The following is a 26,326-nucleotide window of genomic DNA, read 5'->3' as shown; positions in this document are numbered from 1 at the left end:
AAGGGCATTTTCGGACGATATATTCCTGGAAATGACAGGCCAGGCGTTCGATCGCGGCAAAGTCACGGGGTATCCGGAGTTGACACCGGGGGCACGTGTCGCTTGTTGGTAGATTGCAGCGCGGTATCGGTCGGTATTCGGGGTACTTTGATCGATTGAAATAGGGGATTTGCCAAATTCCCCGTAAGATTGCAGCGATGTGATGCGTTCAATGCACATTGAAACTAACTAATTGTTAAATGGATACGCGTGCTGCACGGAAATATCCTCCGTTATTCCTCCATTTGTTGGGATGGAGTTTTCTGGCCCTGTTCTTAATGTGGCAACCGCTGAGCTGGCAAATCCAGTTTCCCGTGAGTTTCTGGATCAAACAGGCGGTGCTGTTTTCGTTGCTCATTATCATATTTTACCTCAATTATTATTACTGGTTCCCCCGTTTCCTTGCCAGGAACAGATATTCGCGATTTATTCTTTTCAACATCGTGTCGGTGGTAATGCTGGCGGTGATCACCGAGCAGGTGAAAATCGCGATCAACCATGGCGAGCAGATGGACCGGGCTTTCAAACTCGCCCGTGAAGCAAATGGCGACAAGAAGCGCCACGACAGGCTGGATTACTTCGCGTTATTAACCGCCCTGATGATCATCGGGTTGAGTACCAGTGTGGCAGCCGTGCGCACTGCACAACTCGATAAACAATACCGCCAGAACCTCGAAAAGGAGAAAATCAACTCCGAACTGTCGTTCCTGAAAGCGCAGATCAACCCGCATTTCTTTTTCAATACCCTAAATAACATTTATGCACTCACTGTGATCGACGTGGAGGCTGCGCGGGAGGCATTGCATAAGCTCTCCCGCATGATGCGTTATGTCCTGTACGAAACGCAGCACGGCACGGTGATGCTGAGCCAGGAAATCGCATTCGCACAGGATTATATTCAGCTTATGCAACTGCGCCTGACCGACAAGGTTACGGTACACCTCGACCCGCCTAACCCGCTCCACGACGTTTCCATTGCCCCAATGCTATTCCTGCCCTTTATCGAAAACGCATTCAAACACGGTGTAAGCGCCGTGCAGCCCAGCCGGATCGACATCCAGATCCGCCAGGAAGGGCACAAGATATTTGTAGAAGTGAAAAATACCCTGTTTACCGACAAGCGCGCCATTCTCGACGAGAGCAACGGCATCGGCCTGGCCAACACCCAGCGTCGCCTCGATCTTCTTTACCCCGGCAAATACCAGCTGGAAGTAACGGAGAACAAGGAGGAAAGGGAGTTTGAAGTGCACCTTGAACTGGAAACGGCATGAGCATAACATTGGAATGCATTGCCGTAGACGACGAGCCGCTCGCCCTCGGGCTGGTGTGCGCATTTATTGAAAAAACACCTTTTCTGAACCTTGCAGGACGGTATTCCAATGCCGTGGAGGCGTTGCAGGTGATCAATACCAGGCCCGTCGACGTTATTTTTCTGGATATTCAAATGCCGGACCTGACGGGTATCGAACTCGCAAGAGTGCTTGAAAAAGCGGGAAACAAAGCGCCAAGGATCATTTTTACAACCGCATTTAACCAATACGCGCTCGATGGCTTTCGCGTGGACGCTATTGACTATCTCCTGAAACCCTTTAACTATGAAGAGTTCCTCCGTGCCGCGTCGAAGGCGCAGGCTTATGTAGAGCTGGTGCAAAAGGCCTCGTCGGTCGGTTCTACGGAACCAAAAGATGAGTACCTGTTCCTGAAAGTGGAATACCAGCTGGTACGCATCGCCTACGACGACATTTTGTACACGGAGGGACTCAAAGATTACGTGAAGGTCCATCTCAAATCGGATCCGAAGCCTGTTCTCTCGCTCACGAGCCTGAAAGCACTGGAGGAGAAATTACCAGCCTCGAAATTCATGCGGGTACACCGTTCGTTCATTGTTAATCTCGACAAGATCAGTGCCGTAACGCGCAATACGATCCAAATAGGTGCAATTTCGATCCCTGTAAGCGATCAATACAAAGACGCGTTCAATCAGTTCCTGAGCAAGTGGATGTAAACGAAAAACGCCCGGTATAATTCCCCGCCACAGAAAGTCTTGATCGACCCGGTTCCGTTTTGAGTGAAATAGAAGTCCGTTAAATACAAAATGCCCCGCATTCGCTGGAATGCAGGGCATTTCAATATATAAGGCATCCTACTTCAATTCTTCCTGTAAAAAGTAGCCGGTAAAGCTGCCCTTCACTTTTGCCACTTTCTCGGGGGGTACCTTCAGCGATAATGCGCCCGCCCTGAGCTCCACCTTCGGGGCCGACGTCGATGATATAGTCGGCGACCTTGATCACATCGAGGTTATGCTCGATAATCAAGACGGTATTTCCCTTTTCAACCAGTTTGTTCAGGACATTGAGCAAATGGCGGATGTCCTGGAAATGCAGGCCGGTGGTAGGCTCGTCGAGAATGTACAGCGTCTTGCCGGTGTCCCTTTTCGACAGTTCTTCGGAAAGCTTTACACGCTGTGCTTCGCCCCCCCGACAATGTGGTGGCATGCTGGCCGAGGGTGATATACCCCAAACCTACATCGTTCAATGTCTGCACCTTACGAAGCAACCGCGGCTGGTTTTCAAAGAACTCCAAAGCCGATTCTACGGTCATATCCAACACGTCGGCGATCGATTTCCCTTTGAAACGAACTTCCAGCGTCTCGCGGTTGAAACGCTTGCCTTTACAGGTCTCGCAATTGATATGCACGTCGGGCAGGAAATCCATTTCGATCTTCTTCATTCCCGCGCCTTCACAATCCTCGCAGCGGCCGCCTTTGACATTGAACGAGAACCGGCCCGGTTTGTAACCCCGGATTTTCGCTTCGGGCAATTCGGCAAAAAGTGTCCTGATATCGGTAAACAGATTGGTATAGGTCGCCGGGTTCGAGCGCGGCGTGCGGCCGATAGGCGATTGGTCCACTTCGATTACCTTATCGATATGCTCAAGCCCTTCTATGGACTTATACGGAAGCGGCTCCCTTCTCGATTTATAGAAATGCTGGTTCAAAAGCGGGAACAGCGTCTCGTGGATCAGCGACGATTTACCGCTGCCGCTGACGCCCGTCACGCAGATCATCGTTCCCAATGGAATCGAAACCGAGACGTTTTTCAGGTTATGCCCTGTACAGCCTTTCAGCACGATCGATTTCCCCGTGCCTTTCCGGCGCTTTTTGGGCACCTCGATCGTCTCTCTTCCGGCCAGATAATCGGCCGTCAGCGAACCGTTATTCAAAAATTTCTCCGGCGTCCCGGCCCCAACCACACTTCCACCATGGCGCCCTGCCCCGGGGCCAATGTCGAGAATATAGTCCGAAGCCAGCATCATATCCTTGTCGTGCTCTACAACCAAAACGGTATTGCCCAGGTCCCGGAGGCTTTTGAGGGAATTGATGAGCCGAACGTTGTCGCGCTGATGCAACCCGATGCTCGGTTCATCCATAATGTAAAGTACGCCCGTAAGTTGCGTGCCGATCTGCGTTGCGAGGCGGATGCGCTGCGCCTCCCCGCCCGACAATGTTCTCAGCGAGCGGTTCAACGTCAGATAATCCAGTCCTACATCCAGCATAAACCCGACGCGCTTCCGGATTTCCTTCAACACCTCATGCCCGATGACGCGCTGTTTTTCTTCCAGGCGATCTTCGAGGCCCACGAGCCATCCGGCCAGGTCGCGTATGTCGCTGTCCGCGAGTTCGGCGATGTCTTTATTATCAATTTTGAAATGCAATGATTCCTTCCGAAGTCGCTTACCTTTGCATTCGGGGCAGGTTTGCGTCACCATAAAGTCTTTGAGCCAGTCCTGGATCTTCTCGTTCCCCGACTCCTGCTGGCGTTTCAAGAAATTGATAATCCCGTCGAATTTGGTCTCCCACTCCGTTCCCGGATATTTCTTCGAAGGCACGGGAACCGCCTCTTCGCTTCCATAAAGCACGAGCTTCAATGCCTCCTCGGGGAATTTTTCAAGCGGCGTCGTGAGCGTGATCTTGTATTTTTTCAACAAGACCTCCAACTGCTTGAAAATCCACGCTTCGCGGTATTCGCCCATTGGCGCAATGCCCCCCCCGACTAATGCTCAGGGATTTATCCGGCATAATGGAATCTTCGGTGATTTCTTCGATGATGCCCAAACCCTGGCAGGTAGGGCACCAACCGTAGGGCGAGTTAAAGGAGAATGCGTTCGGCGCCGGGTCGTCGTAGCTGATCCCCGACTCCGGGTCCATCAGGTTTTGGGAAAAATAATGCGTATTCCCTTTGGCGTCCAGCACCATTAATGCGCCCTTACCCTGCTTGATGGCCGTCGCCACCGACTGGCTCAGCCGGTACCTCGACTGCGGGTCTTCTTCTTCTTTTTTAGGCACTACCCGGTCGATTACAATCTCGATGTCGTGCACCTTATAGCGATCGAGCTGCATTTTCGGAGTAATGTCCTGCACCTCGCCATCGACCCGCACTTTGGTATAACCCAGCCGTGCGATTTGGACGAAAAGCTCCCGGTAATGTCCTTTACGGCCTTTTACCGCCGGCGCGAGCAATATGATCTTTTGCCCGGAAAACTGCGTCATGAGCTGGTTCACGATCTGGTCCTGCGATTGTTTGATCATCCGCCTGCCCGTCACGTACGAGTACGCCTCGCCTGCCCGCGCGTAGAGCAGCCGCAGGAAGTCGTAAATCTCGGTAACCGTCCCCACCGTCGAGCGCGGATTGCGCGACGTGGTTTTCTGCTCGATGCTGATCACGGGCGACAGGCCGCTGATCTTGTCGACATCGGGGCGTTCCATCTCGCCGATAAAACCCCGGGCATAGGAGGAAAAACTTTCCATATACCGTCGCTGTCCTTCTGCGTAGATCGTGTCGAATGCGAGCGACGATTTCCCGCTTCCGCTGATACCTGTCACCACCACGAGCTTGTTGCGCGGAATGGCTATGTCGATGTTTTTGAGATTGTGTTCGCGGGCGCCCTGTACCTCGATGAGGTCCTGTTCCGCCACTTCGAGGCCATTTAAGTATTCCAAAGTCCTGTGATAGTTTGTGAGTTAGTCTGTATGATGATAAAGCGTAATCAGATAACCGCAAAAATAAGGTTTGAGTTGCAAATATTTTTGATGCCGGCACATTACGTATAGCATTGTGGGGATTGATTCTTTCCAAGTTTTGACTCTGGATGCAATCGTTTGCACAGTTATACTTTTCAAAGAAGCAATAATTAGTAACCAACAGTTCATTAATATTTATTCTCAAAATCATACCAAAACAAGTCATACTTGTCACCATATTTTGTAATTTCATATCAAAAACCATCAAAATACAGTCAAATTCTATCAATCCACTTTTACCATTTGTTTTTATGCGCAAACATCTACTGCGAAAGCTTTTACGTGCTTTTGTAATGGTTCTTGGTGTAGCCGGGGCCTTTACTGCACAAGCCCAGGATCGCCGGGTTACCGGCAAGGTCGTTGCAGCTGCCGATGGCCAGGGGCTACCGGGTGTCAACGTTCAGGTGAAAAACACCACCACCGGGACCGTGACCGACGCGAACGGAAGCTACACCATCGACGTCAAGTCCGGTGATGCGGTCCTGGTTTTCTCCTCCATCGGTTTCGCCAAACAGGAAGTCACTGTCGGCTCTCAATCCATTATCAACGTTTCGCTTGGCGATGACGTCAAAAGCCTGAGCGAAGTGGTCGTGACGGGTTATGGTACCCAGTCCAAGCGCGACATTACGGGAGCGGTGGCTTCCCTGGATGCCAAGCAACTGCTCACGACGCCATCCACCAATATCGGCCAGGCTTTGCAGGGCAAGGTAGCCGGTGTGACGGTCGGCAACGAGAACAGCCCCGGAGGCGGCGTGATGGTCCGCATCCGCGGGTTCGGTACGATCAACGACAACTCTCCCCTTTATGTCGTGGACGGCGTTCCCACCAAAGGCAACCTGAACACCCTTAATCTGAACGATGTGGAAAATATGCAGATACTCAAAGATGCATCGGCAGCTTCCATCTACGGTTCAAGGGCGGGTAACGGCGTGGTGATCATCACGACCCGCCGGGGCAAGGTCGGCAAACCGGTATTTACCTACGATATGTACTTCGGCACCCAGCGTCCGGGCAAAATGCTGGACCTGGTGGGTACCGAAGACTGGGCGAACATCTACTGGAAGTCGAAAATCAACTCGGGCGACCTGAAAGACGGCAACCCGAGCAGTGCCCAGTACGGCAACGGGCCTAAACCCGAAATCCCCGATTACATTTTCCCGACCGGCGTTAAGGAGAACGATCCCAGGGTAGCCAAGGACGCCAACGGCAACTACGTGAATTACAGCAAGGACATCGACGCCGCTACATTTAACTCTACGAAATGGCTTATTACGAAGGCCAATAAAGAGGGTACCAAATGGCTGGACGAAATCTTCGATCCCGCACCCATCCAGAATCACCAGCTGGGCGTTTCGGGCGGCAATGAGAATGGTCGCTACGCCATGACGCTCAACATGTTCGATCAGAAGGGTATCATGATTTACACCAAATACAAGCGTTACAGCCTGCGCGCCAATACCGAATTCGATATCAACAAGCGCATCCGGGTCGGTGAGAACTTTCAGATTGCATACGGGCAACGCGTGAACCAGCCCGAGGGTAACAACCACGAAAGTAACCCCACCACTTTTGCCTACCGCATGCAACCTATCATTCCGGTTTATGATGTAACAGGAACCCAGTTTGCGGGCGGACGCGGTTCGGAGCTGGGTAACAGCCGTAACCCGGTGGGCGACCTGTGGCGCAATAAAGACAATGTACAGAAGGAAATGCGCCTGTTCGGGAACGCCTATGCCGAGGTGGATATCTTGAAGAACCTGACAGCCAAGACCAGCTTTGGTATCGATTATAACAACTATATCTTCCGGAACTTCACGATCCGGGATATCGAATCGCCGGAAGCCAGGGGTTCCAATTCCATGACGACTACGAATAATAACGAGCTGACATGGACCTGGTATAACACCCTGACTTACAACCTAAATCTGGCGGACAATCACCGTTTGAACATTCTACTTGGTACGGAGTCCATCAAGAGCCAATTCGAAAACTTCGACGCGAGCCGCACACGGTTCCTGATCGAGGACCTCGAAAACCGCTATCTGAGCGCAGGTACAGCCGGCCAGACCAATAACGGTTCCGGTGGCGGCTGGGCACTGGCTTCGGAATTTGGAAAGATCAATTATGCATTCAAGAACAAATACCTGATCGATGCGACTTTGCGCCGCGACCGCTCTTCGCGTTTCGCACCTGCCTACCGCGTAGCGTATTTCCCGGCTGCGAGCGCGGGCTGGATTGCCTCCGATGAAGAGTTCATGAAGGGCGTCAACTGGCTTTCTTATCTGAAATTACGCGCGGGATGGGGACAAACCGGTAACCAGGAAATCGGTAATTACAACTCCTACACGCTTTTCAGCCTGAACCCCATCACCTCGTTCTATGACCTGAACGGCTCGCGGAGCTCCGCCCAGCCGGGTTATGAGCTTACTCAGTTCGGTAACATAAAGGCAAAATGGGAAACTACGACGTCTACCAACCTCGGTTTCGACGCCCGCGTCCTGAATAACAAGCTGGACGTAGTGTTCGATATTTACCAGCGTATTACGACGGACATGTTGTTTCCGGTCCAGCCGCAATACTCGCTGGGTGTCGCTACCGCGCCGTTCCAGAATATCGGTAAAATGCGTAACCGCGGTTTCGACCTGGGCCTCAGCTACGACAGCAAGCTCACTTCGGATTTCTCATTCACCGTCGGCGCGAATATCAGCCTTTACCGAAACCAGGTGTTGAAAACAACCGGTAACAAGGAATCCAAATACTTCGGGATCAACGACGAACGGATCACCGATTTCGTCGTGACACAGGAAGGCCATCCGCTTTCCTCGTTCTATGGATATATTATCGACGGCATTTTCCAGAGTGACGAAGAGGGTAAGGCGGCGCCATTGCAATTCGGAAGCGTTAACGAGAACAAGGCGGGACGCTATCATTTCCGCGACGTAAACGGCGACAAGAAGATCGACCAGAACGACCGCACTTTTATTGGCAACCCGCACCCGGATTTCTCATATGGTTTTAATTTAACACTGAATTACAAAGCATTCACCCTCGCGTTCTTCGGGCAGGGAGTACAGGGTAATGATATTTTCAATTACACCAAATACTTCACCGACTTCCCCACCTTCCTCGGTGCGAAGAGCCGCCGTGTTTTGGAACAATCGTGGGAACCCGGAAAAACGGACGCGATTCTGCCGCAGCTGAAAACCTCAGATCAGGTAAGTATCCAGCCATCGACCTACTACATCGAAAACGGCTCCTATTTCCGTGCGAAGAACATCCAGCTGACATACAACCTGCCTAAGGTAGTTACCTCGAAGCTCGGCCTGGGCGCCAGCCGGATTTACGTGCAGACCCAGAACCTTTTCACTATCACGAAGTATTCGGGAATGGATCCGGAAGTTAACCTGCGCAACTATAACACAGGTAGCGACCGCCAGATCGGCGTAGACGGAGGCGCTTATCCGGTGGCGAAACAATTCATCGTCGGTGTAAATCTGAGCTTCTAATCCAAACAAAAGCCATTAAAATTCTGAATCAATGAAAAAGATTGTCACTCTAACCATACTTCTTTCCGTTGGGCTGATCAGCTCTTGCAGCGACTCGTTCCTGGACGTCAAACCACAGGGATCGCTGGGTGAAGCCACTCTCACCAACAAAGCCGGTGTCAACTCCCTGCTCGTGGGGGTATACTCCCTGCTCGATGGCTGGGCAACCTCCGGTGGCCAGTTCCGGTCGTACCAGGTAGGTGCCGATAACTGGGTTTACGGCAGCGTAGCGTCGGATGATGCCTATAAAGGCACCAATGCCGGTGACCAGCCCGCTATTTCGCTGATCGAGCAACACCAGATCCTGCCGGCCAATATTTACTTTCTCGGAAAATGGCGGGGAATGTACGATGGTATCGCCCGTGCGAACGATGTGCTGCACGTGCTGGCAAAGGTGACCGACGCAAGCGATGCCGAAAAAGCGCAAATCACAGCCGAAGCACGGTTCCTGCGCGGACATTTCCATTTCGAGCTGAAAAAGATGTTCAATATGGTGCCTTACATCGACGAAAAAATATATAATCCGAACGACCTTGAAAGCACCAAAATCCCCAATGACAGGGACATCTGGCCGAACATCATCGACGATCTGAAGGCTGCTTACGACGTACTTCCCGTCAACCAGGCTCAGCCGGGACGCCCTACCAAGTATGCAGCGGGCGCAACGCTGGCCAAAGCATATATTTTTCAGAAAAAATACGAAGAGGCAAGGCCATTCCTCGAAGAGATTGTCAAAAGCGGTAAATACAAGCTTATGGACAAATACCATGACAATTTCAAAGCTGTGACGAACAACAATGCAGAGTCGATTTTCGAAGTACAATATTCTGTTAACGATGGCGCCTCCGGCGGCGAAAACGGCAATATCGGTTCCACATTGAACTACCCTTACGGCGGAGGTGGTGTGACTACCTGCTGTGGCTTCTTCCAACCATCGCAAAACCTGGTAAATGCATTCAAAACCAAAGACGGCTTCCCGATGCTGGATGATTTCAATAAAGTCGACGTAGTCAACGATCAGGGCATTCCTTCCAACAATCCTAATTTCACCCCGGAAACCGGACCGCTCGACCCTCGTCTGGACTGGACCGTGGGACGCCGCGGCATCCCTTATCTGGACTGGGGCGTGCATCCGGGCAGCAACTACATTCGCGACCAAGCCTACGCCGGCCCTTACTCGCCCAAGAAACACGTAATGTATCGTTCGGATGTCGGCTCCAACACATTCAGCGGCAACCCCCGTCTGAATGCGAACAACTATCGTATGATCCGCTATTCGCATGTTTTGCTATGGCTGGCCGAAGTGGAGGCGCAGGCAAACAATCTGGAGAAAGCCCGTGAGTACGTGAATATGATCCGGAAAAGGGCCGCCAATCCCGACGGTTTCGTAAAAACGGCTACGGGACAGGCAGCAGCCAATTACTCGATTAAGGAATATCCGGCAGGACATCCCTACTTCGCTTCGAAGGATATGGCTATGAAAGCAATCCAGTTTGAACACCGGCTTGAATTTGCGATGGAAGGACACCGCCGTTTCGATCTGGTTCGCTGGGGCATTGCGGCGCAAACGTTGAACGCCTATTACGCCGTGGAAGGTAACAAGCGTACCTACCTGAAAGGCGTTCAGTTCGAAGCCAACAAGCACGAGTACTTTCCGATTCCTTCGGACGAAATCACTTACAGTCAGAAAAACGGGCAGAATGTTCTGATCCAAAATCCGAACTATTAAGCGCTTCGAACCCGGATAAAGCACAAAACCAGCCAGGCAGGCTGGTTTTGTGCTTTATTACATAATCGGTAATTTTACCCGCTAACGGATCATAATATGAAAATTACGAACGAAACCGAATACGAAAAGGCCGCCGAACGGGCCGATGCCTTGGAAGGTGCGAAGAAGGGATCTCCGGAAGAAAAGGAGCTGAAAGAGCTATTGAAAGCCATGAAGGAATACGAAGACGATTTCGTAAGAATGCTTCGTGACAACAACTAACCGAGAAGTTTCGCCTCCAGTCCGTCGACTTTTCCCACGCGCGCCACAAAGCGCTCCACGAGCGTAGTTCGCACTTCCACCACCATTTCACATTCCATTTCAAAAGATTGCTCCCTCACCGGCATTTCCATTTCTTTTACAATCCGCATTACGTCGTTCATCAGCACATATTGAAAGGTCAGCCGGTAAAGATTCATATAGTGCCGCGTAACGATTTCCGCAGAATCCAATGCAGCTTCCGTTGCGGTTTTATACGCGTTGATCAGCCCGGGCACGCCCAGCAAAGTTCCGCCGAAATAACGCACAACTGCAACGAGCACATTCGTCACGTTTCTCGAATATAATGTATTAAGAATTGGCCGCCCGGCTGTTCCTGACGGTTCGCCGTCGTCGCTCATGCGGTAGCTCATTCTGTCGGCACCGAGGCGGTAGGCATAACAATGGTGGACCGCTTTCGGATGCAGCTCATACAAGTCGGCGAGGTGCGATCTGGCTTGCGAATCGTTTTCGACGGGAAATGCGTAAGCAAGAAATTTACTGCCCTTATCCTTGAAAATTCCTTCCGCCGGGCTCGCGATGGTTTGATAGGTATCGTCAAATAACACGGGCGCGGCGCTTTTTAAACTGATAGATTATTGTTGTATAGGCAAGCGCCGCCAGGGCGAATGCGGCCATGCAGGAAAACACCAGCGGGAGATTCTGACGTTGGTTCCCAAAAAGTTCGGCTGAAAGGAATGCCCCCAGCCCGATACCGGCTTCGAGCGAAATAAACATCGTCGCAATTGCCCGGCCACGGTTGTCGTCGCCGCTCAAATCGACCGTCCACGCGGAAAGTACCGGCGAGAGAATGCCCATTGCGACGCCAAAAAACGCGGCGCCGGTCAGAAACATCGTCACCGATTCGGCGAAGCCCGTGATGACCATCGCGATGATCAGAACGACGCATCCTACGATCGTCACGGGCATCCGGCCATGACGGTCGGATATTTTCCCTGCGAAAAGGCGGACCATGATCGACGATATCGTGAACATCATAAAATACAACCCACGATTCTGCAGGCCCAGGTACCGGCTGAAATCCGGGGTGATAGTGGCCACTGCGCCGAAACCGAAGTAACAAAGAAATGTGACAAGCGCCGGACTGAACACATTGGGCTCGAAAATGTCCCGCCAGGTAATTTGAAACGACTTTAAAGACAGCCGCTGCTTTTCCTGCAAAGTTTCCTTCATATTTAAAAGAATACCGATGGAGAGAAATGCGAGAAGCGACGAAGTATAGAAAAGTGCGTTCAATGAGAATGCCTGGCTGATCATGCTTCCTATCGCCGGCCCGAACGCCGAGCCCACGCTCATGCACATCCCGTGGATGCCCATTGCCTCGCCCCGCCTGTTGGCCGGCACGATATCCGCCACGTAGGCGGCTGTGCCGGTAGGTTTAAAGCCGGTCGAAAAGCCGTGTACGAGCCTGAGCAGCAGAAAGGGCATTATAGTGGTGAAAATCGGGTATAAAAACCCGCATACAAAACACACCAGCGATCCGAACGCCATTACCGGAACGCGGCCAACACGGTCGGTAAGCCGGCCGCTGAATGGCCGGGAAAGTCCAGCCGTCAAAGTAAACAAACCGATGATTGCGCCCTTGTATTCGTCACCGCCCATGCTGGAAAGGTACGCCGGGAGCTCGGGAATCAGCATATTGTAGCTGGAAGAGAATAAAAACGAGCTAAGGCCCAGCAACCAGAACTGCGTCGTCAATATTCCCGAAGAAGCTGTATTTTGCATTACACAAAAATACGACACTTTACAGAAAGACCGGAATTTACTTTGAGTTATCGTCGAGTATGGCTTTTTTTCCCAACTTTAACCCATGGTACGCATATTCTACAGAGACGGCAAAGTCATTAAACGCGAGAACGATATTCGCGAGCTTGGAAAGATTCAGAACCTGGTTTGGGTGGATTTGCAGTCGCCAAGTGCAGAGGAAGAGGAATGGGTCGAGAATAAATGCAATATCAGCTTCCAGACACCGCAGGAAATCGTGGAGATCGAAAGCAGTTCGCGTTTTTTCGAGCAGAACGAAACGATCAATGCCAACTCCAACTTTCTTAAAATCGAACGCGAAGGCTACGAAACTTACCCCGTATCGTTCATACTCCACCAGAATGTGCTTTTCACCTATCGCCGCGGCGACTCGAAAACTTTTGCCGATACGGTCAAGAAGATGAAGGTAAGCCCCGAAGGCATTCAGGGAGGCGTCGATTTTATGCTACTCCTGCTCGAAACGCGCATAGAAGCCGACGCGGACGCGCTGGAAGGCATTTCCAGGGACATTTCCGCAATCAGCAGAGACCTGACACACGAACAGAAAACACGGCAGGAAACGCTGATCCGGATCAGCGGCTTGCAGGAAATTACGATGATGCTCAGGGAAACCAGCATCGACAAGCAGCGTGTGCTTTCGGGTATCCTGAGGAGCCAGTATTTTCCCGAAGACCGCAAAGAGCACCTTCGCATTATTCTGAAAGATATCAACTCCCTCCTCGAATACACCACATTCAATTTCGAACGGCTCGAATACCTTCAGAACACATTCATGGGCCTGATCAACCTCGAACAAAGCCAGGTGATCAAAATTTTTACGGTGGTAACGATTATCTTCATGCCTCCGACGCTCATAGCGGGGATCTTCGGCATGAATTACGACCATATACCCTCTACCGGAGAACCATGGGGGTTCTGGCTGTCGCTGTTCCTGATGATCTTCTCATCCCTGGTTGTTCTTTGGTTTTTCAGGAGAAAAAAATGGATTTAGCGAAGAATATCGCGGTATACATACCTTTTTCTTAACATTATACGTCACGGGCATAACTTTAATACAGCCATTTATGTTATGAGGAAATACAATAAAAAATTCATCGTAGTGTTAGTATAGAAGTTATATTTCGGCAGCCAGGTTCATATCTGGAACAATCGACCCTCTTCCAACCATTTCCCTAACAATAGAGTCATAAGTCCAGGCAGCGGAGCTCGACAAACGCTGGCTTGATATTTGTACAGAACGTATCCGCAACGGGTATTGGAAATGAGCTATATAATTTCACCAAAGGAGAAGACCATGAACGCCATCCTGTTAAAAGGAAGTATTAAAGAATCGGGTATTGAAAAACTCTCAACTAAATTGATAACCGATTGTCTATGAAAAGTATATCAGTAGTAATCCCCAATTATAACGGGAAACACCTGTTCGAGAAATATTTTGAGCATAATTATAAGGTCCTTCAAAAACTTGAAACCAGTGTTCAGATTATTGTAATTGATGATGCATCCACAGATGATTCCGTGGCATATTTACAGGAACATTACGGCGACAAAATCACTCTGATCCGCAAAGAAACCAATTCCGGATTTTCAGATACCTGCAACATCGGCATCCAGAATGCCACAAACGATTTGATCTTTCTCCTAAATACCGATGTAACCCTTGAACCCGGTTACATGGAAAAGCTTTATAAGTATTTTGAACTCGAAGATACATTTGGCGTAATGGGACGGGTTATCGGCATGAATGATGATCTGATCCGTGAAGCAGCGAGAGAACCCAAAATTTTGGGAAGAAAAATAAAATCTTCGGATTTCTTTCATTTGCAAAACATTAATGCCTTTACACCGACATTTTATTTATCGGGCGCGATTGCATTAATGGATACCCAAAAGTTAAAGGCGATCAACGGATTTAACGAAATGTTCAATCCGTATTATGGCGAAGATCAGGAGCTTTCGATCCGTGCCTGGCGATTGGGATGGAAATGCTATTACGAACATGATGCCGTTTGCCGTCATGAAGTTTCGGCCAGCACCAAAAATCATAATCATAAGAAAGCAATTAAAAGAATCCATTTCAGAAACCGGTACTATGTCCATTACCTACACTTGCAAGGTATCGACCTGAAATTGTGGCATTTGCAAATCCTGCTTTGCGACGTATTGATAGGTTTGCTGACGTTGCAGTTCTTCAAGGTAGAAGCCTATTGGGATTTCCTTAAAAATCGCGGAAACCTGCAAGCGAAGAAGGTAGCTTTTAACCGCGAAATGAAAAAGCACCAATCGGATATCGGCATTATCGATGTGATCAATAACTTCCGGATGATGCTGAAATACCAGCAGGTAATTAAACTGAATTAAACCAGGCTACGATATAACGTCAGATATTCGGAAGCTGCCCTGTCCCAGGAAAAGAATCTTGCCCGCTCTTGGATTCTTTCCCTGGGTTTTGTTTGGTTATAGTGTTCGAGGCTTTCTTTCAGGACGCGGCGCATGTGATCCGGCTCGAAACTATCGAAATAATAAGCGCAATCCCCCCCGATTTCCGGCAACGACGTACAGCGCGACAAAATCACCGGTTTCCCGTAATACATCGCTTCGATTACAGGTAACCCGAAGCCTTCCGCAATGGACGGAAAAACAAAGGCCGTACAGTTACTGAGGTACCATTTCTTGTCATTTTCCGATACAGGTCCCGTGAAAATAACCCTGTCCAGCACGTTATTTTTTTGCGCTTCCCTAATTATTATCTTCTTATATTCCTGGCTAGTTTCAACGCCGGCAATAACGAGTCGAAAGTCATTGTCCTTCAATAATGCGGGCAACACGTGAAAGTTCTTTTTCCCGGCTATCGTACCGATCGTAAAAAGGAACGGTTGTTCGATGGCCCGTTCCGGCGGGGTTATCACACCGCTTTCGTCAATATTACAGCCATTATAGATCACCGACGTGGGTTTCTCTCCCAGGTTTAGGTGCCGTTTCAAATCTTCCAGAACAAAAAATGAAATGGCAACGATGTGATCTGCCCTGTCTATTTTTTGCTGCAACTTGTTCAGATATCTGTTGATACGTTTTTCGGACCTGCCGCCGTCATAAAGAAAATTAAGGTCATGAACCGTCAAAACCACGGAAACTTTTTTTCCGAAGGGATAATATTTTGATCCCTGATACGTGCAATGCCAGATATCGACCGATTTTGTATCGGGAAAAAACAGTTTATGAATAAAATGCTGGGATACGTAATTGGCCTTCTCCCCAAAAACATGCTCCGCCGAGTTAGGTAAATAGAAGGCAATTTTTTCCTGATCTTCGCCGGCATTTTTCAGAATTGAATTTCCGAGTTGAAAACAATAATGATAAAGCCCGGTATGAGGATGCCTCATTCTTTCACAATCAATCAGAACCCTTTTTAACATAAACTGACCATTCATTTTTTGTACGCTTCCAGGGCATAACAAAAACCATTTATGGGACTATAATTCACATCGTATCCCAATTCGCAAAGATATCGGCCAAGCTTCCGGACATTATATTGATTGTCAACATGATGTACTTCAATCCGCATGGTTTCTATCCTACGAATCATATCTGGCGGCGTATTTAAGATAATTTCATACTCGCTTCCCTCACAATCCATTTTCAATAAATCGATTTTTTCCCGTGGCATTCCGGCCATGATTTCCGACAAAGAAATCGCCGGGACCCACAGCTCTTTTGTATTGTCATTATTAAATTCCTTTAACGAAGAAGCGACGACCTGATTATCCTCCGTGTCCTGTGCGTATATCCGTAACATTTCGCACGCCGCGCCGGTCACGGCAAAGGGATTGATGATCACGCTTTTATCAAATATGCGATTGGAGGAGGCTATGGAACGCATTCGTTCGACATTACTGCTCAGCGGCTCATACGCATAAATTTGGGCATTCTTTATCTTAGATAAAAGCAATATATCAAAAAAACCGGCGTTCGCCCCGACATCGATCACAAGAGCGTCGTCAGGCAGTACGCTTTTCAGGCCCCGGATGTTGTACACATCGGCCATGAATATTTCCTTGAACACCTGAAAGAGGCTCGCCGGGACTTCAAAATCCAGCTTGTTGGGTTTCGTAACAAAATGTAGCGTTCTGCTACGGGCATAAAGCTTGTCCAGGACGTATTCCAACGGATTGCCGATGTTACGAAACAAATTGAGGTACCTACTCGGGCCGGTGGCGGGCATAAGCGCTGATTTTACAAGATACGAATGAAATATTCTCGGGGTAGTCAGCCAAAGAAACACCTCCGCCCTATTATACCCGGATCGCCGTTCGCTCACCGACTATAATTACCTAACGGACAAAATCATCGTCTTTTTTCGACAGCCGCAACCCTCAACTTTATTTGAATTCTAGCCCAAAGCATGTAGCTTTGTTTTCTTCCGTCCCGGCCTTCAAAGCCATCGGCAAGTACTAACGTTATATCATTCAGATCCCCGTAAAATACTCAAGTTAACTATGTCACAAGAACTTACCAGACAGGAGCCCTTGCTGATCGAAGATCCATTGCGGTTTGTTTTGTTCCCCATCAAACATTCCGACATATGGGAAATGTACAAACGCCATGAAGCTTCTTTCTGGACAGCCGAGGAAATCGACCTGTCGCAGGATATGAAGGATTGGGAAAACCTCAATGACGGTGAAAGGCATTTTATTTCCCACGTACTGGCATTCTTCGCGGCATCCGACGGCATCGTCAACGAAAACCTGGCGGTTAACTTTCTTAGTGAAGTGCAATATGCGGAAGCTAAATGCTTCTACGGCTTCCAGGTGGCGATGGAAAACATCCATTCCGAAACCTATTCGCTGCTGATCGATACTTATATCAAGGACCCGATTGAAAAGGACAGGCTGCTGCGCGCGATAGAAACCATTCCCTGCGTGCAGAAGAAGGCCGAATGGGCCTTGAGGTGGATCAACAGTCCCGTTTTTGCCGAGCGCATCATCGCGTTTGCGGCGGTGGAAGGGATTTTCTTCTCCGGGTCCTTCTGCTCGATCTTCTGGCTGAAAAAACGCGGCCTCATGCCCGGGCTCTCGTTCTCGAATGAGCTGATCTCCCGCGATGAGGGCTTGCATTGCGAATTCGCATGCCTGCTTTATACCAAGCATATCGTGAATCAACTTCCGAAAGAGCGCGTGATCGAAATTATGCTCGACGCCGTGGCCATCGAAAAAGAATTCGTGAGCGAGGCGCTTCCGGTGTCGCTGATCGGTATGAATGCCGACCTGATGAAACAATACATCGAATACATCGCCGATTTCTGGCTCGAAAGGCTTGGCTGCCCGAAACAGTTCGGTTCAGCTAACCCATTCGATTTCATGGAGCTGATTTCGCTTCCCGGCAAAACCAACTTCTTCGAGAAACGCGTGGGAGAATATCAGAAAGCAGGCGTCATGAGTGGTGTAAAGGACAAAGAATCCGCGCATAAGATTTCGTTCGATTCTGATTTCTAACGGTTTGTCGCCCCGGGGCGGAGTTGAAGCACTTGCGCTACGCAATTACCCTTCGACTTTGCTCGGGGGGCGACACCCCTCATAGTTCCCCCAACTCCTTCCACACCAATTCGCTCTCATACCCTTTTCCGAGCGCGAACCTTACCAGTTTTTGTTTTAATCTGAATGTATCCGTTTCTGTTTTCGAAAGCAAGGCTTTCTTTTTTGCCAGAAGCTCCCGTAACCCGGTAATGTAATCCTCGTCACCGATTTCGTCCATTCCCTTTTCGATACTGTATGCGCCCAGTCCGCGGCGGTTTAGCTCCTGCCGGATTTTCATACGCCCCCAGTTTTTGACCCTGAACTTGCCTCCGGCATATGTTTTCGCAAACCGTTCCTCACTCAGATAGTTCATGGAAATCAGCTCGGCAATGATCTCATCGGCTTCATCGCCCCACACGTTCCATTTTTTCAGACGTTGCTTCACCTCATCCTGCGTCCGTTCCTGATAGGCACAATACGAAGCCGCTTTTTGCAGAATCAGCCGGTCCATATATTCCGTTTTTTATTAAATTATTCTTAACAACGTGCAAGATTAAGGAAAATATCACGGATGAATAACTATTTTTGAAATAACAAGAAACCCCTGTTCCCGTTCATCCAAACCCATTAACTTATGACTTTCCAGCGTCGGTCTTTTTTAAAACTTCTACCTGCATTATCCGGAATTCCCTACTTGTCCGAAACGGCCAAAACGCAGCCTGCCGCGAATATCGCATTGCGGTTCATCGTCGCGTCGGACGGGCATTACGGACAGCCCGGCACAGAATTCAAGACCTTCCATTCGGATCTGGTGAGTTGGGTAAATCGCGAGAAACTGCAAAAGGGTGTAGATTTTCTGTTTCTCAACGGCGATCTTATCCACGACGATCCCACTTTGCTGTACGATTTCAAAAACACGATCTCGAACCTCAGCGTGCCTTATTACGTAAGCCGGGGCAACCACGATAAAGTAGGGCTCGACGTGTGGCAAAGCACTTGGGGTTACCCGACCAATCACAGCTTTGCGAAGGGCGAATATGCATTCGTGGTGGGCGATACGTCAAATGAGAAAGGCGAATATGTGTGTCCCGATGTAGCCTGGCTGCGCACGGAACTCGCCAAATACAAGGATAAAAAAGGCATTTTCGTATTCCTGCACATCACGCCGGCCAAATGGACTGTAAACGGCATCGACTGTAAGGAAGTAATCGAGCTTTTAGAAAACACCCCGAATGTGAAAGCCATTTTCAACGGGCACGACCACGATCAGGACAGCACGAAGATCTACGGAAAAAAGCCCTATTTCTTCGACGGCCATTTCGGCGGCAATTGGGGCACGGCTTACAAGGGCTACCGTATCGTGGAAATCTACAATGACCATTCATGGCAATCGTACCAATACAACCCCACGGCCGCACCGGTTCTGAATACTTTTTCGGGAAAGGGCTGATTTAATCGAGAAGGTTTTCCAGGTCGCGCAAATCCTGTGGGCGGCCTGCCGCTCTTTTGTGTAGCCATGTCTGAACATTACTTTCAATAATTTCTCAGCATTCTCGTCGGTAGGATTCACAAAAATGTCGACGTCGCCGGTAGTCCGCAAGTAGCCATGCGCTATCACCGCATGCCCTCCCAATACGACATATTCAATGTTTTCCTCGTTCAATAGGCGTATCAGATTAAATATTCCTTTTCCATGATTTAATGGCGGATTGAGCGGGTTGGCATTGTAAATTGCCCTGGCACGCAGGATGAGCTGCAAAGCGGCATCTAAACGCTCTTGTGGCGTTTTTGATCGCCAATATGCCTTTTCCCTGGCATTTGCTTCTCCGAATATTGCCGATTTAATTATCATGTATTAAATATATGATATTAAAGATGAAGCTCAGACCGGTGTACAGAATTTTAACCATCCAATTCATCAAACCAGCTTAAACTCGCGATGGATCTCCTCAGTGGCCAGCCTCATTGGTTTTATAAAAACGGGGCATTGCATGCTTACCCCGCTTTGTCAGAGAACCTAAAAGCGGAAATCGTGATCATGGGCGGCGGCATTACCGGCGCATTGCTGGCCTGGTACCTCACACAAGCCGGTTTTCCGGTAGTTGTCCTGGAAAAACGGCACATCGGAATGGGGAGCACTTCCGGTTCCACGGCATTGCTCCAATACGAGATCGATACCATGCTGACCGATTTAATAGGACTCGTCGGCGAAAAACATGCCGTGCGCAGCTACTTGCTTTGTGTCGAAGCGATTCACAAAGCAGGTGCAATTGCGGATTCACTGAGTGCCAAAACAGATTTCTCGTTTGCAAAAAGCATATACTATGCCTCCAAAAAGGAAGATTTACCCCTGCTGGAAAAAGAATTTGAAATACGGCGAAAGATAGGCATCGATGTGGAATGGTGGGACCGCGCCACTTTGCGTTCACATTTTCCGGGTATTCATAAAAGCGGAGCGGTCCTCTCGCACGATGCCGCGCAGGTAGACGCCTACATGCTCGCGCACGCACTTTTCCAGGCGTGCATAGCCAGGGGCGCACGTGTATACGACACCGTCGAAATCACCGACATACGACATGAGCGCAAAGGTGTGTCGCTCGTCCTGGACAATGGGAGCGTTGTCAGGACAAAAAAGCTGATCGTGGCCGCAGGTTACGAATCCCAGAAACTGATTTCGCATAATTTCGTGCGCCTGCATTCGTCGTATGCGATCGTCAGCAAACCGATTCCCGGAAGAAAGGAATTATGGTACCGGAATGCACTGCTTTGGGAAAGCGCCCGGCCATATTTGTACCTCCGCACTACGGAGGACCACCGCGTACTGATCGGCGGCAAGGACGAAATGTTCCAAAGCGCCGTCAAAAGGGACAGGCTGCTTTACCGCAAATCCAAAGAGCTGGAAACGATTGCGCGCAGGATGTTTCCGGATTTGCCTTTTGTTACCGATTATGCCTGGTGCGGCACCTTCGCCGAAACGAAGGACGGCCTTCCTTTTATCGGTGGGGTAAAGGAGCATCCCAACACTTATTTCGCGCTGGGATTTGGCGGGAACGGCATTCTTTTCAGCATAATCGCCGCAGGTATAATCACGGATCTTATCGCCGGAAAAAAGAATAAAGACGCCGCGATTTTCAGTTTTGACAGGCTTAACAAAGCATAATTCCCCGCTAAACCTGTCAAATAATATCAAATTACCTTAATCAAATGGTTCTTCTTCCCTTTCGAAATCAGCAGAAACCTATTTTGCAGCAATGCGAAATCCCCCAACGGCTGCTCGGCGGAAGTTACCTTCGATTTGTTCACACTCACGGCGTTCTGCTGGATTGCCCGGCGCGCCTCGCCTTTGGAGGTATACACTTCCGATCGGGTCACCGTCGAAATCAGGTCCGTAATATTGGCGCACTCGTCCCATTCCCGGCGGCTGATTTCCGTTTGCGGCACTCCGTCGAACACCGTCTCAAACTCGTCCTCCGCAATGCTTTGGAGCGTCTCGAGCGTCGCCTTACCGTACAAAACCTCGGATGCCTTCAGCACCAGGTCATATGCTTTTTGTGAATGAATGCGGATCGTCAACTCGGATGCGAGGGCCTTTTGCATAATGCGCAAATGTGGCTCGGCGGCGTGGCTTTTCTCCAGTGCCTCGATTTCCTCGCGGCCTTTCAACGAGAATACGCGCAGATAGCGCGGCATATCCTCGTCGCTTTGGTTGAGCCAGAACTGGTAGAACTGGTAGGGCGACGTACGCTCGGGATCAAGCCAGATATTCCCGCCCTCGCTTTTACCGAATTTGGAACCGTCGGCTTTCGTAACGAGCGGAGTGGTCAATGCATACGCTTTAAAGTAGCCTTCCTCGTCGCCCTCCTTCCGGCGGATGATTTCAGTACCGGTCGTAATATTCCCCCATTGGTCCGAGCCGCCCATTTGCAGCCGGACGTTTTTGGTTTTATATAAATGGTAAAAATCATAGCCCTGCAAAAGCTGGTACGAGAATTCGGTAAATGAAATCCCGGTTTCGAGACGCTTTTTCACCGAATCTTTGGACATCATATAATTGACGCTCAAAAACTTGCCCGCATCGCGCAGGAACTGCAAAAAGCCAATGTCCTTAAACCAGTCGTAATTGTTCACCATTTCAGCGGAGTTCTCGCCCGAATCGAAATCCAGGAACGATTCCAGCTGCTTGCGGATACCTTCCTGGTTGATACGCAACGTCTCCTCGTCGAGGAATGAACGCTCCGCTGCCTTGAACGAAGGGTCGCCGATCATCCCGGTGGCACCGCCTACCAGCGCGATGGGTTTATGGCCGGCACGCTGGAAATGCACCAGCAGCATAATCGTGGCCAGGTTACCGATGTGTAGCGAAGGTGCCGTGGGGTCGAAGCCAATATAGCCGCATGTCATCTCCTTCTGAAGTTGTTCATGTGTTCCCGGCATCATGTCGTGCAGCATGCCCCGCCAGCGCAGTTCCTCTATAAAATCAATCGCCATTCTAAAAACTGTTGCTTATTTCAAATCGACCGCAAAGGTAAAGGTTATCAGGTTGAAAACGCCTTAAAGACGCGATGGTTTTACGGAAGGAAAAGATAATTAAGGCAAAAACAGGTAATTTTGCATGATTACAGGATTAACAAAACCCCTACCATCAACAAAATCATGTCGTTAAGCCCAATCCGGATTTTTTTTGGAATAATACTCCTGCTGAACTCGCTGGTGGCATCCGCACAAACCACCTATTGTAATCCGATGGACATCGATTACAAATACAATTTCGAGCAGCTCAACGAAAACATCAGCTACCGTTCCGGCGCCGATCCGGTGATTATCAACCATAAAGGCGAGTACTTTCTTTTCGTGACCATTTCGGGCGGTTACTGGCATTCCAAAGACATGCTGAACTGGAAATACCTCACCGCCAACCGCTGGCCTTTCGAGGACATGTGCGCGCCGGCGGCAGTATCTGTCCGCGATACATTGTTTTTGTTCCAATCCACCTTCGAATCACGCCCGATACTCTACTCCGTTGCGCCCGAGAAAGGCATTTGGGAGTTCTACAACCGCTGGACACCACGGTTGCCCAAAGACATAGGCCCCTGGGACCCCGCATTGTTCCACGACCCGGATACCGATAAATGGTATATGTACTGGGGCTCTTCCAATGTCTACCCCATTTTCGGTTCCGAGCTGGATTATTCCAAACGGCTTGCATTCAAGGGACAGTACCAGGCCATGTTGTGGCTCAACCAGTACGAGCATGGCTGGGAACGCTTCGGGCCGAACCACTCCGATCCGTTCAAGCCGTTCACGGAGGGTGCCTGGATGACGAAACATAAAGGAAAATACTACCTGCAATACGGCGCGCCGGGTACCGAGTATAATGTGTATGCCAATGGGACCTATGTCGGTGATGATCCGCTTGGGCCATTTACCTATGCGCCTTACAACCCCGTTTCGTACAAACCGGGCGGCTTCGCGACCGGTGCAGGGCATGGCAACACATTTCAGGACAATTTCGGCAACTACTGGAACACCGGAACCTCCTGGATTGGCCTGAACTGGGCCATGGAGCGGCGTATCGTACGCTTCCCGGCCGGTTTCGACAAAGATGGGCAAATGTTCGCCAACACCCGTTTCGGCGATTTTCCTCATAAACTTCCCACCAAGACCTGGACAGGCAAAGGCGACGAGCTATTCACCGGCTGGATGCTGCTATCCTACAAAAAGCCCGCAACCGCCTCGTCGACGCTGGATAGTATGGCCGTGCAAAAGATAACCGACGAAAATCCGCGGACATTCTGGGCCGCAAAACAAAACAAGCCAGGCGAGACGTTGACGATCGATTTACAGGCGGAGCAGGAAGTAAAAGCGGTGCAAGTCAATTACTCCGATTACAAATCGGATATTTTCGACAACAAACCGGAAAAAGTCTACACACAGTTCAAAATCTGGGTATCGAAGGATGGCAAAAAATGGGATCTGGTCAGCGATCTTACCAAAGGCCCCAGACGCGACCGCCCCTGTGCCTATATAGAGCTTCCCGCGCCCGTCCGTGCCCGCTATGTGCGTTACGAGCACGTCTATGTGGCGTCGCCTGTATTGGCGATCAGTGAATTCAGAATTTTTGGAAACGGCTTCGGGAAGGCCCCCGAAACGCCCGCAGGTTTCACGGCCGTACGCCAGAAAGACACGCGTAACGCCGATCTGAAATGGGAAAAAGTACCCGGGGCGGTTGGCTATAATGTACTATGGGGAATCGCTCCCGACAAACTTTACCAGACCTACCAGTTCTGGAACGACGAGCCCAATACCTTTGAACTACGCGCATTGAATGTAGGCGTGCCTTATTATTTTGCGATCGAGGCGTTTAATGAGAATGGGGTATCAGTAGCAAGCAAGGTAATTTCGGTAAAGTAGGAATTTTTTATTGTACGATCTCCGGCTCAAATGTGATGTCTTCATAAAAAGCTTTAAGGCTTATCTCAAAACTAAATGCTTCAAAGCGAATTACATCCTCTACATTCTCAAATGAACAATAGGTCCAGAGGTTACTGCCTGCCTTCGAGTCACGAATATAACTCGACACTGCACTCAAGCTGAGAAACAAGCATATAATACTGTAAGGATGGTATGGTCTTGTATTGCTTGAGCTTAAAACCCCGATCTTTCACATCGGAGTTTTTTGACGTCACCTCCACCAAAATACTGGAGTGTTCCACAACATAAGTTCCGGAAACATCCTTTAGTGCGCAAGTAACAATCACATCGGGATATAGATAACAGCTATCCGATACTTTTAACTTGATATTCTCGAAAAAGACACGGAGACCCCGCGACCGTAAAATGCCCTTGAAAGCGGCCCACACATTCCCCACAATATTATTGTGATTCAAAGTGGTGCCAGCCATAGCGTAAATCTCGCCATTGTTATACTCGTGGCGAATTTCGCTTGCCTTCTCCGATTCGAAGTATTCTTCGACGGTCATTCCCTGTTCAACCAATTGTAACTGCCCCATAGATTGTCTATTAATTATATAAACAATTTTATGGGAAAACATATTAAAAGATATTCTCATTCAACACCATTGAGCCAAAGGAGCGACGAATCACCATAACTTAGAAAACGGTAGCCGTTCTTTAACGCCTCGGAATAGATCGTTTTCCAGTCATTTCCCACGAATGCGGCTACCAGCAGGATCAGTGTAGAGCCGGGTTGGTGGTAGTTAGTAATTACCCCGCGGCAAAGACGAAAACGGTATCCGGGGAAGATAAAGATTTCAGTTTCTCCTACGACCTCTTCCAACCGCGCCTTATCCATATAATCGGCAACAGCCCGGAGCGATTGCTCGGCCGAGGGCAGCTCTTCTTCCTTCCAGGGATAGGGGTAGAGTTTTTCGATATTGAAAACGGTGGCCTCACCTTTGAAAAGCTTTACACCAAACCAGTACAAACTCTCCAGAGAACGCAGCGAGGTGGTTCCTACGGGCACGATACTTCCAACCGACCGCAGCAATTCGTCGATCAACGCCCTTGTGAATACTACCTGCTCGGAATGCATCCGGTGCTCGGTGACCTTTTCCACTTTAATAGGCTGAAAAGTACCGGCGCCGACGTGCAACGTCAGGAACGATCTTCGGATACCCTTCCTTTCCAGAGCTTCGAATACACGCGGCGTGAAATGCAATCCCGCCGTAGGTGCGGCGACGGCACCGTCGTGGTGAGCGTAAACAGTTTGATAACTTTCTTTGTCGGGCTCCTCGGTGCCGCGGTTGAGATAAGGCGGCAGCGGGATCTCTCCTAACGCCTTCAACAGATCCAGGAATGTCACATCTGCGTCCCATGCGAGCGTTACCATATTACGCTCGTAATCGTGGAAGGAAGCCTGTAAATGCACTTCCAATCCATTTACCGGAACGACGTTCGATAACGTGTCACCTGTTTTCCAACGTTTTTTATTACCGATCATGCATTCCCACACGCAGGAATGCTTCACCAGCATCGCGTCGTTAATCACGCGGGTAGGCAGCTCGGGGTGCAACAACAGCAGCTCTATCACCGCCCCAGTTTCCTTTCTGAAATACGCGCGCGCCGGAATGACTTTGGTGTCGTTAAAAACGAGCAACGTATTTTCAGGTAACTGCGAAGCAATATCGGTAAACCGCAAATGACGGATACCACCATTTTTATACACCATCAGCTTCGACTGGTCCCGGATTTCCATCGGGTACCTGGCAATCCGCTCATCAGGCAGGTCGTAGATGTAGTCCTGCAAATCGATCGCCTCAGCTTCTCTCCGCCACAATGCATCCACATCCTCCACGGCCGTTCTTTTACCTTCCATACC

At 49.6% G+C, this 26,326-nt stretch carries 20 protein-coding genes and 1 pseudogene; 11 read left to right on the top strand and 10 right to left on the bottom strand.

From position 1 onward, the window contains the following. Positions 1-239 precede the first annotated feature (239 nt). Positions 240-1,310 carry a histidine kinase gene (locus tag ABV298_RS16885; protein WP_353717367.1) on the top strand — a complete coding sequence of 357 codons (1,071 nt, stop codon included), beginning with the start codon at positions 240-242 and terminating at the stop codon, positions 1,308-1,310. A 2-nt stretch (positions 1,311-1,312) separates the two neighbouring features. Continuing rightward, the gene (locus tag ABV298_RS16880) at positions 1,313-2,044 is read left to right on the top strand and encodes a LytTR family DNA-binding domain-containing protein (protein ID WP_353723201.1); all 732 of its coding nucleotides are present in this window, start codon (positions 1,313-1,315) and stop codon (positions 2,042-2,044) included. A 138-nt stretch (positions 2,045-2,182) separates the two neighbouring features. Here ABV298_RS16880 and uvrA read toward each other — a convergent pair. Further along, a pseudogene (gene uvrA, locus ABV298_RS16875) lies at positions 2,183-5,038 on the bottom strand (excinuclease ABC subunit UvrA). A gap of 332 nt (positions 5,039-5,370) precedes the next feature. Here uvrA and ABV298_RS16870 point away from each other — a divergent pair. The 3 genes from ABV298_RS16870 (at position 5,371) to ABV298_RS16860 (ending at position 10,654) form a co-directional block, all read left to right on the top strand. Beyond that, the gene (locus tag ABV298_RS16870) at positions 5,371-8,625 is read left to right on the top strand and encodes a TonB-dependent receptor (protein WP_353717366.1); all 3,255 of its coding nucleotides are present in this window, start codon (positions 5,371-5,373) and stop codon (positions 8,623-8,625) included. A gap of 31 nt (positions 8,626-8,656) precedes the next feature. Continuing rightward, positions 8,657-10,393, top strand: coding sequence for a RagB/SusD family nutrient uptake outer membrane protein (locus ABV298_RS16865; RefSeq protein ID WP_353717365.1), 1,737 nt, complete (start codon positions 8,657-8,659; stop codon positions 10,391-10,393). A gap of 96 nt (positions 10,394-10,489) precedes the next feature. Next, positions 10,490-10,654, top strand: a complete 165-nt coding sequence (locus ABV298_RS16860; protein WP_353717364.1) for a hypothetical protein — start codon at positions 10,490-10,492, stop codon at positions 10,652-10,654. Here the strand turns inward: ABV298_RS16860 and ABV298_RS16855 are convergent. Both ABV298_RS16855 and ABV298_RS16850 read right to left on the bottom strand, forming a co-directional pair. Next, entirely contained in the window at positions 10,651-11,259 is a 609-nt protein-coding gene (locus tag ABV298_RS16855; protein WP_353717363.1) for a YigZ family protein, read from the bottom strand. The genes ABV298_RS16860 and ABV298_RS16855 overlap by 4 nt on opposite strands. Beyond that, entirely contained in the window at positions 11,249-12,436 is a 1,188-nt protein-coding gene (locus tag ABV298_RS16850; RefSeq protein ID WP_353717362.1) for an MFS transporter, read from the bottom strand. Before ABV298_RS16850 ends, ABV298_RS16855 begins: the two co-directional genes overlap by 11 nt. Before the next feature lie 85 nt (positions 12,437-12,521). Here ABV298_RS16850 and corA point away from each other — a divergent pair, with 85 nt between their 5' ends. Both corA and ABV298_RS16840 read left to right on the top strand, forming a co-directional pair. Beyond that, a complete protein-coding gene (corA, locus tag ABV298_RS16845; RefSeq protein ID WP_353717361.1) occupies positions 12,522-13,466 on the top strand; it encodes a magnesium/cobalt transporter CorA in 945 nt (314 codons plus the stop codon). A 383-nt stretch (positions 13,467-13,849) separates the two neighbouring features. Next, the gene (locus tag ABV298_RS16840) at positions 13,850-14,836 is read left to right on the top strand and encodes a glycosyltransferase family 2 protein (protein ID WP_353717360.1); all 987 of its coding nucleotides are present in this window, start codon (positions 13,850-13,852) and stop codon (positions 14,834-14,836) included. Here the strand turns inward: ABV298_RS16840 and ABV298_RS16835 are convergent. Both ABV298_RS16835 and ABV298_RS16830 read right to left on the bottom strand, forming a co-directional pair. After that, positions 14,833-15,858: a glycosyltransferase family 1 protein gene (locus ABV298_RS16835; RefSeq protein ID WP_353717359.1), complete on the bottom strand. Its 1,026-nt coding sequence runs from the start codon at positions 15,856-15,858 to the stop codon at positions 14,833-14,835. The genes ABV298_RS16840 and ABV298_RS16835 overlap by 4 nt on opposite strands. A 44-nt stretch (positions 15,859-15,902) precedes the next feature. Then, positions 15,903-16,538 (bottom strand): FkbM family methyltransferase, encoded by a 636-nt coding sequence (locus ABV298_RS16830; RefSeq protein ID WP_353717358.1) that lies wholly within the window; start codon positions 16,536-16,538, stop codon positions 15,903-15,905. 433 nt (positions 16,539-16,971) lie between these two features. On the opposite strand from ABV298_RS16830, the gene ABV298_RS16825 reads away from it, so the two are divergent. Beyond that, entirely contained in the window at positions 16,972-17,967 is a 996-nt protein-coding gene (locus ABV298_RS16825) for a ribonucleoside-diphosphate reductase small subunit (protein ID WP_353717357.1), read from the top strand. A 79-nt stretch (positions 17,968-18,046) separates the two neighbouring features. On the opposite strand, the gene ABV298_RS16820 is transcribed toward ABV298_RS16825, so the two are convergent. Next, on the bottom strand, positions 18,047-18,499 hold the full coding sequence (locus ABV298_RS16820; protein WP_353717356.1) for a regulatory protein RecX: 453 nt from the start codon (positions 18,497-18,499) through the stop codon (positions 18,047-18,049). Positions 18,500-18,622: 123 nt separating this feature from the next. On the opposite strand from ABV298_RS16820, the gene ABV298_RS16815 reads away from it, so the two are divergent. Then, positions 18,623-19,438 carry a metallophosphoesterase gene (locus ABV298_RS16815; RefSeq protein ID WP_353717355.1) on the top strand — a complete coding sequence of 272 codons (816 nt, stop codon included), beginning with the start codon at positions 18,623-18,625 and terminating at the stop codon, positions 19,436-19,438. Here ABV298_RS16815 and ABV298_RS16810 read toward each other — a convergent pair. Then, the gene (locus ABV298_RS16810; RefSeq protein WP_353717354.1) at positions 19,370-19,840 is read right to left on the bottom strand and encodes a hypothetical protein; all 471 of its coding nucleotides are present in this window, start codon (positions 19,838-19,840) and stop codon (positions 19,370-19,372) included. The two genes, ABV298_RS16815 and ABV298_RS16810, sit on opposite strands and share 69 nt — an antisense overlap. An 87-nt stretch (positions 19,841-19,927) precedes the next feature. Between ABV298_RS16810 and ABV298_RS16805 the strand changes: the two genes are divergently transcribed. Continuing rightward, positions 19,928-21,148 (top strand): FAD-dependent oxidoreductase, encoded by a 1,221-nt coding sequence (locus ABV298_RS16805; protein ID WP_353717353.1) that lies wholly within the window; start codon positions 19,928-19,930, stop codon positions 21,146-21,148. 26 nt (positions 21,149-21,174) lie between these two features. On the opposite strand, the gene tyrS is transcribed toward ABV298_RS16805, so the two are convergent. Next, positions 21,175-22,470, bottom strand: a complete 1,296-nt coding sequence (tyrS, locus tag ABV298_RS16800) for a tyrosine--tRNA ligase (RefSeq protein WP_353723200.1) — start codon at positions 22,468-22,470, stop codon at positions 21,175-21,177. 171 nt (positions 22,471-22,641) lie between these two features. Between tyrS and ABV298_RS16795 the strand changes: the two genes are divergently transcribed. Beyond that, a complete protein-coding gene (locus ABV298_RS16795; RefSeq protein WP_353717352.1) occupies positions 22,642-24,399 on the top strand; it encodes a discoidin domain-containing protein in 1,758 nt (585 codons plus the stop codon). Between the two features lie 149 nt (positions 24,400-24,548). Here ABV298_RS16795 and ABV298_RS16790 read toward each other — a convergent pair whose 3' ends face one another. Both ABV298_RS16790 and ABV298_RS16785 read right to left on the bottom strand, forming a co-directional pair. Then, positions 24,549-24,998: a Uma2 family endonuclease gene (locus ABV298_RS16790; protein WP_353717351.1), complete on the bottom strand. Its 450-nt coding sequence runs from the start codon at positions 24,996-24,998 to the stop codon at positions 24,549-24,551. Between the two features lie 56 nt (positions 24,999-25,054). Next, complete coding sequence (locus ABV298_RS16785) at positions 25,055-26,323, bottom strand: S-adenosylmethionine:tRNA ribosyltransferase-isomerase (protein ID WP_353717350.1); 1,269 nt, start codon at positions 26,321-26,323, stop codon at positions 25,055-25,057. Positions 26,324-26,326: the final 3 nt, after the last annotated feature.

The organism is Dyadobacter sp. 676 (genome assembly GCF_040448675.1).
Lineage (GTDB): Bacteria > Bacteroidota > Bacteroidia > Cytophagales > Spirosomataceae > Dyadobacter.
This window is presented reverse-complemented; position numbering and strand designations above follow the sequence as displayed.

Excerpts from the sequence above, each read along its gene's own strand:
- ABV298_RS16815 (WP_353717355.1), top strand. The coding sequence starts at position 18,623 with ATGACTTTCCAGCGTCGGTCTTTTTTAAAACTTCTACCTGCATTATCC.
- ABV298_RS16795 (WP_353717352.1), top strand. The coding sequence starts at position 22,642 with ATGTCGTTAAGCCCAATCCGGATTTTTTTTGGAATAATACTCCTGCTG.
- ABV298_RS16835 (WP_353717359.1), bottom strand. The coding sequence starts at position 15,858 with ATGAGGCATCCTCATACCGGGCTTTATCATTATTGTTTTCAACTCGGA.
- ABV298_RS16825 (WP_353717357.1), top strand. The coding sequence starts at position 16,972 with ATGTCACAAGAACTTACCAGACAGGAGCCCTTGCTGATCGAAGATCCA.
- ABV298_RS16870 (WP_353717366.1), top strand. The coding sequence starts at position 5,371 with ATGCGCAAACATCTACTGCGAAAGCTTTTACGTGCTTTTGTAATGGTT.
- ABV298_RS16820 (WP_353717356.1), bottom strand. The coding sequence starts at position 18,499 with ATGGACCGGCTGATTCTGCAAAAAGCGGCTTCGTATTGTGCCTATCAG.
- ABV298_RS16840 (WP_353717360.1), top strand. The coding sequence starts at position 13,850 with ATGAAAAGTATATCAGTAGTAATCCCCAATTATAACGGGAAACACCTG.
- ABV298_RS16785 (WP_353717350.1), bottom strand. The coding sequence starts at position 26,323 with ATGGAAGGTAAAAGAACGGCCGTGGAGGATGTGGATGCATTGTGGCGG.
- corA (WP_353717361.1), top strand. The coding sequence starts at position 12,522 with ATGGTACGCATATTCTACAGAGACGGCAAAGTCATTAAACGCGAGAAC.
- ABV298_RS16810 (WP_353717354.1), bottom strand. The coding sequence starts at position 19,840 with ATGATAATTAAATCGGCAATATTCGGAGAAGCAAATGCCAGGGAAAAG.
- ABV298_RS16790 (WP_353717351.1), bottom strand. The coding sequence starts at position 24,998 with ATGGGGCAGTTACAATTGGTTGAACAGGGAATGACCGTCGAAGAATAC.
- ABV298_RS16885 (WP_353717367.1), top strand. The coding sequence starts at position 240 with ATGGATACGCGTGCTGCACGGAAATATCCTCCGTTATTCCTCCATTTG.
- ABV298_RS16850 (WP_353717362.1), bottom strand. The coding sequence starts at position 12,436 with ATGCAAAATACAGCTTCTTCGGGAATATTGACGACGCAGTTCTGGTTG.
- ABV298_RS16865 (WP_353717365.1), top strand. The coding sequence starts at position 8,657 with ATGAAAAAGATTGTCACTCTAACCATACTTCTTTCCGTTGGGCTGATC.
- ABV298_RS16805 (WP_353717353.1), top strand. The coding sequence starts at position 19,928 with ATGGATCTCCTCAGTGGCCAGCCTCATTGGTTTTATAAAAACGGGGCA.
- ABV298_RS16860 (WP_353717364.1), top strand. The coding sequence starts at position 10,490 with ATGAAAATTACGAACGAAACCGAATACGAAAAGGCCGCCGAACGGGCC.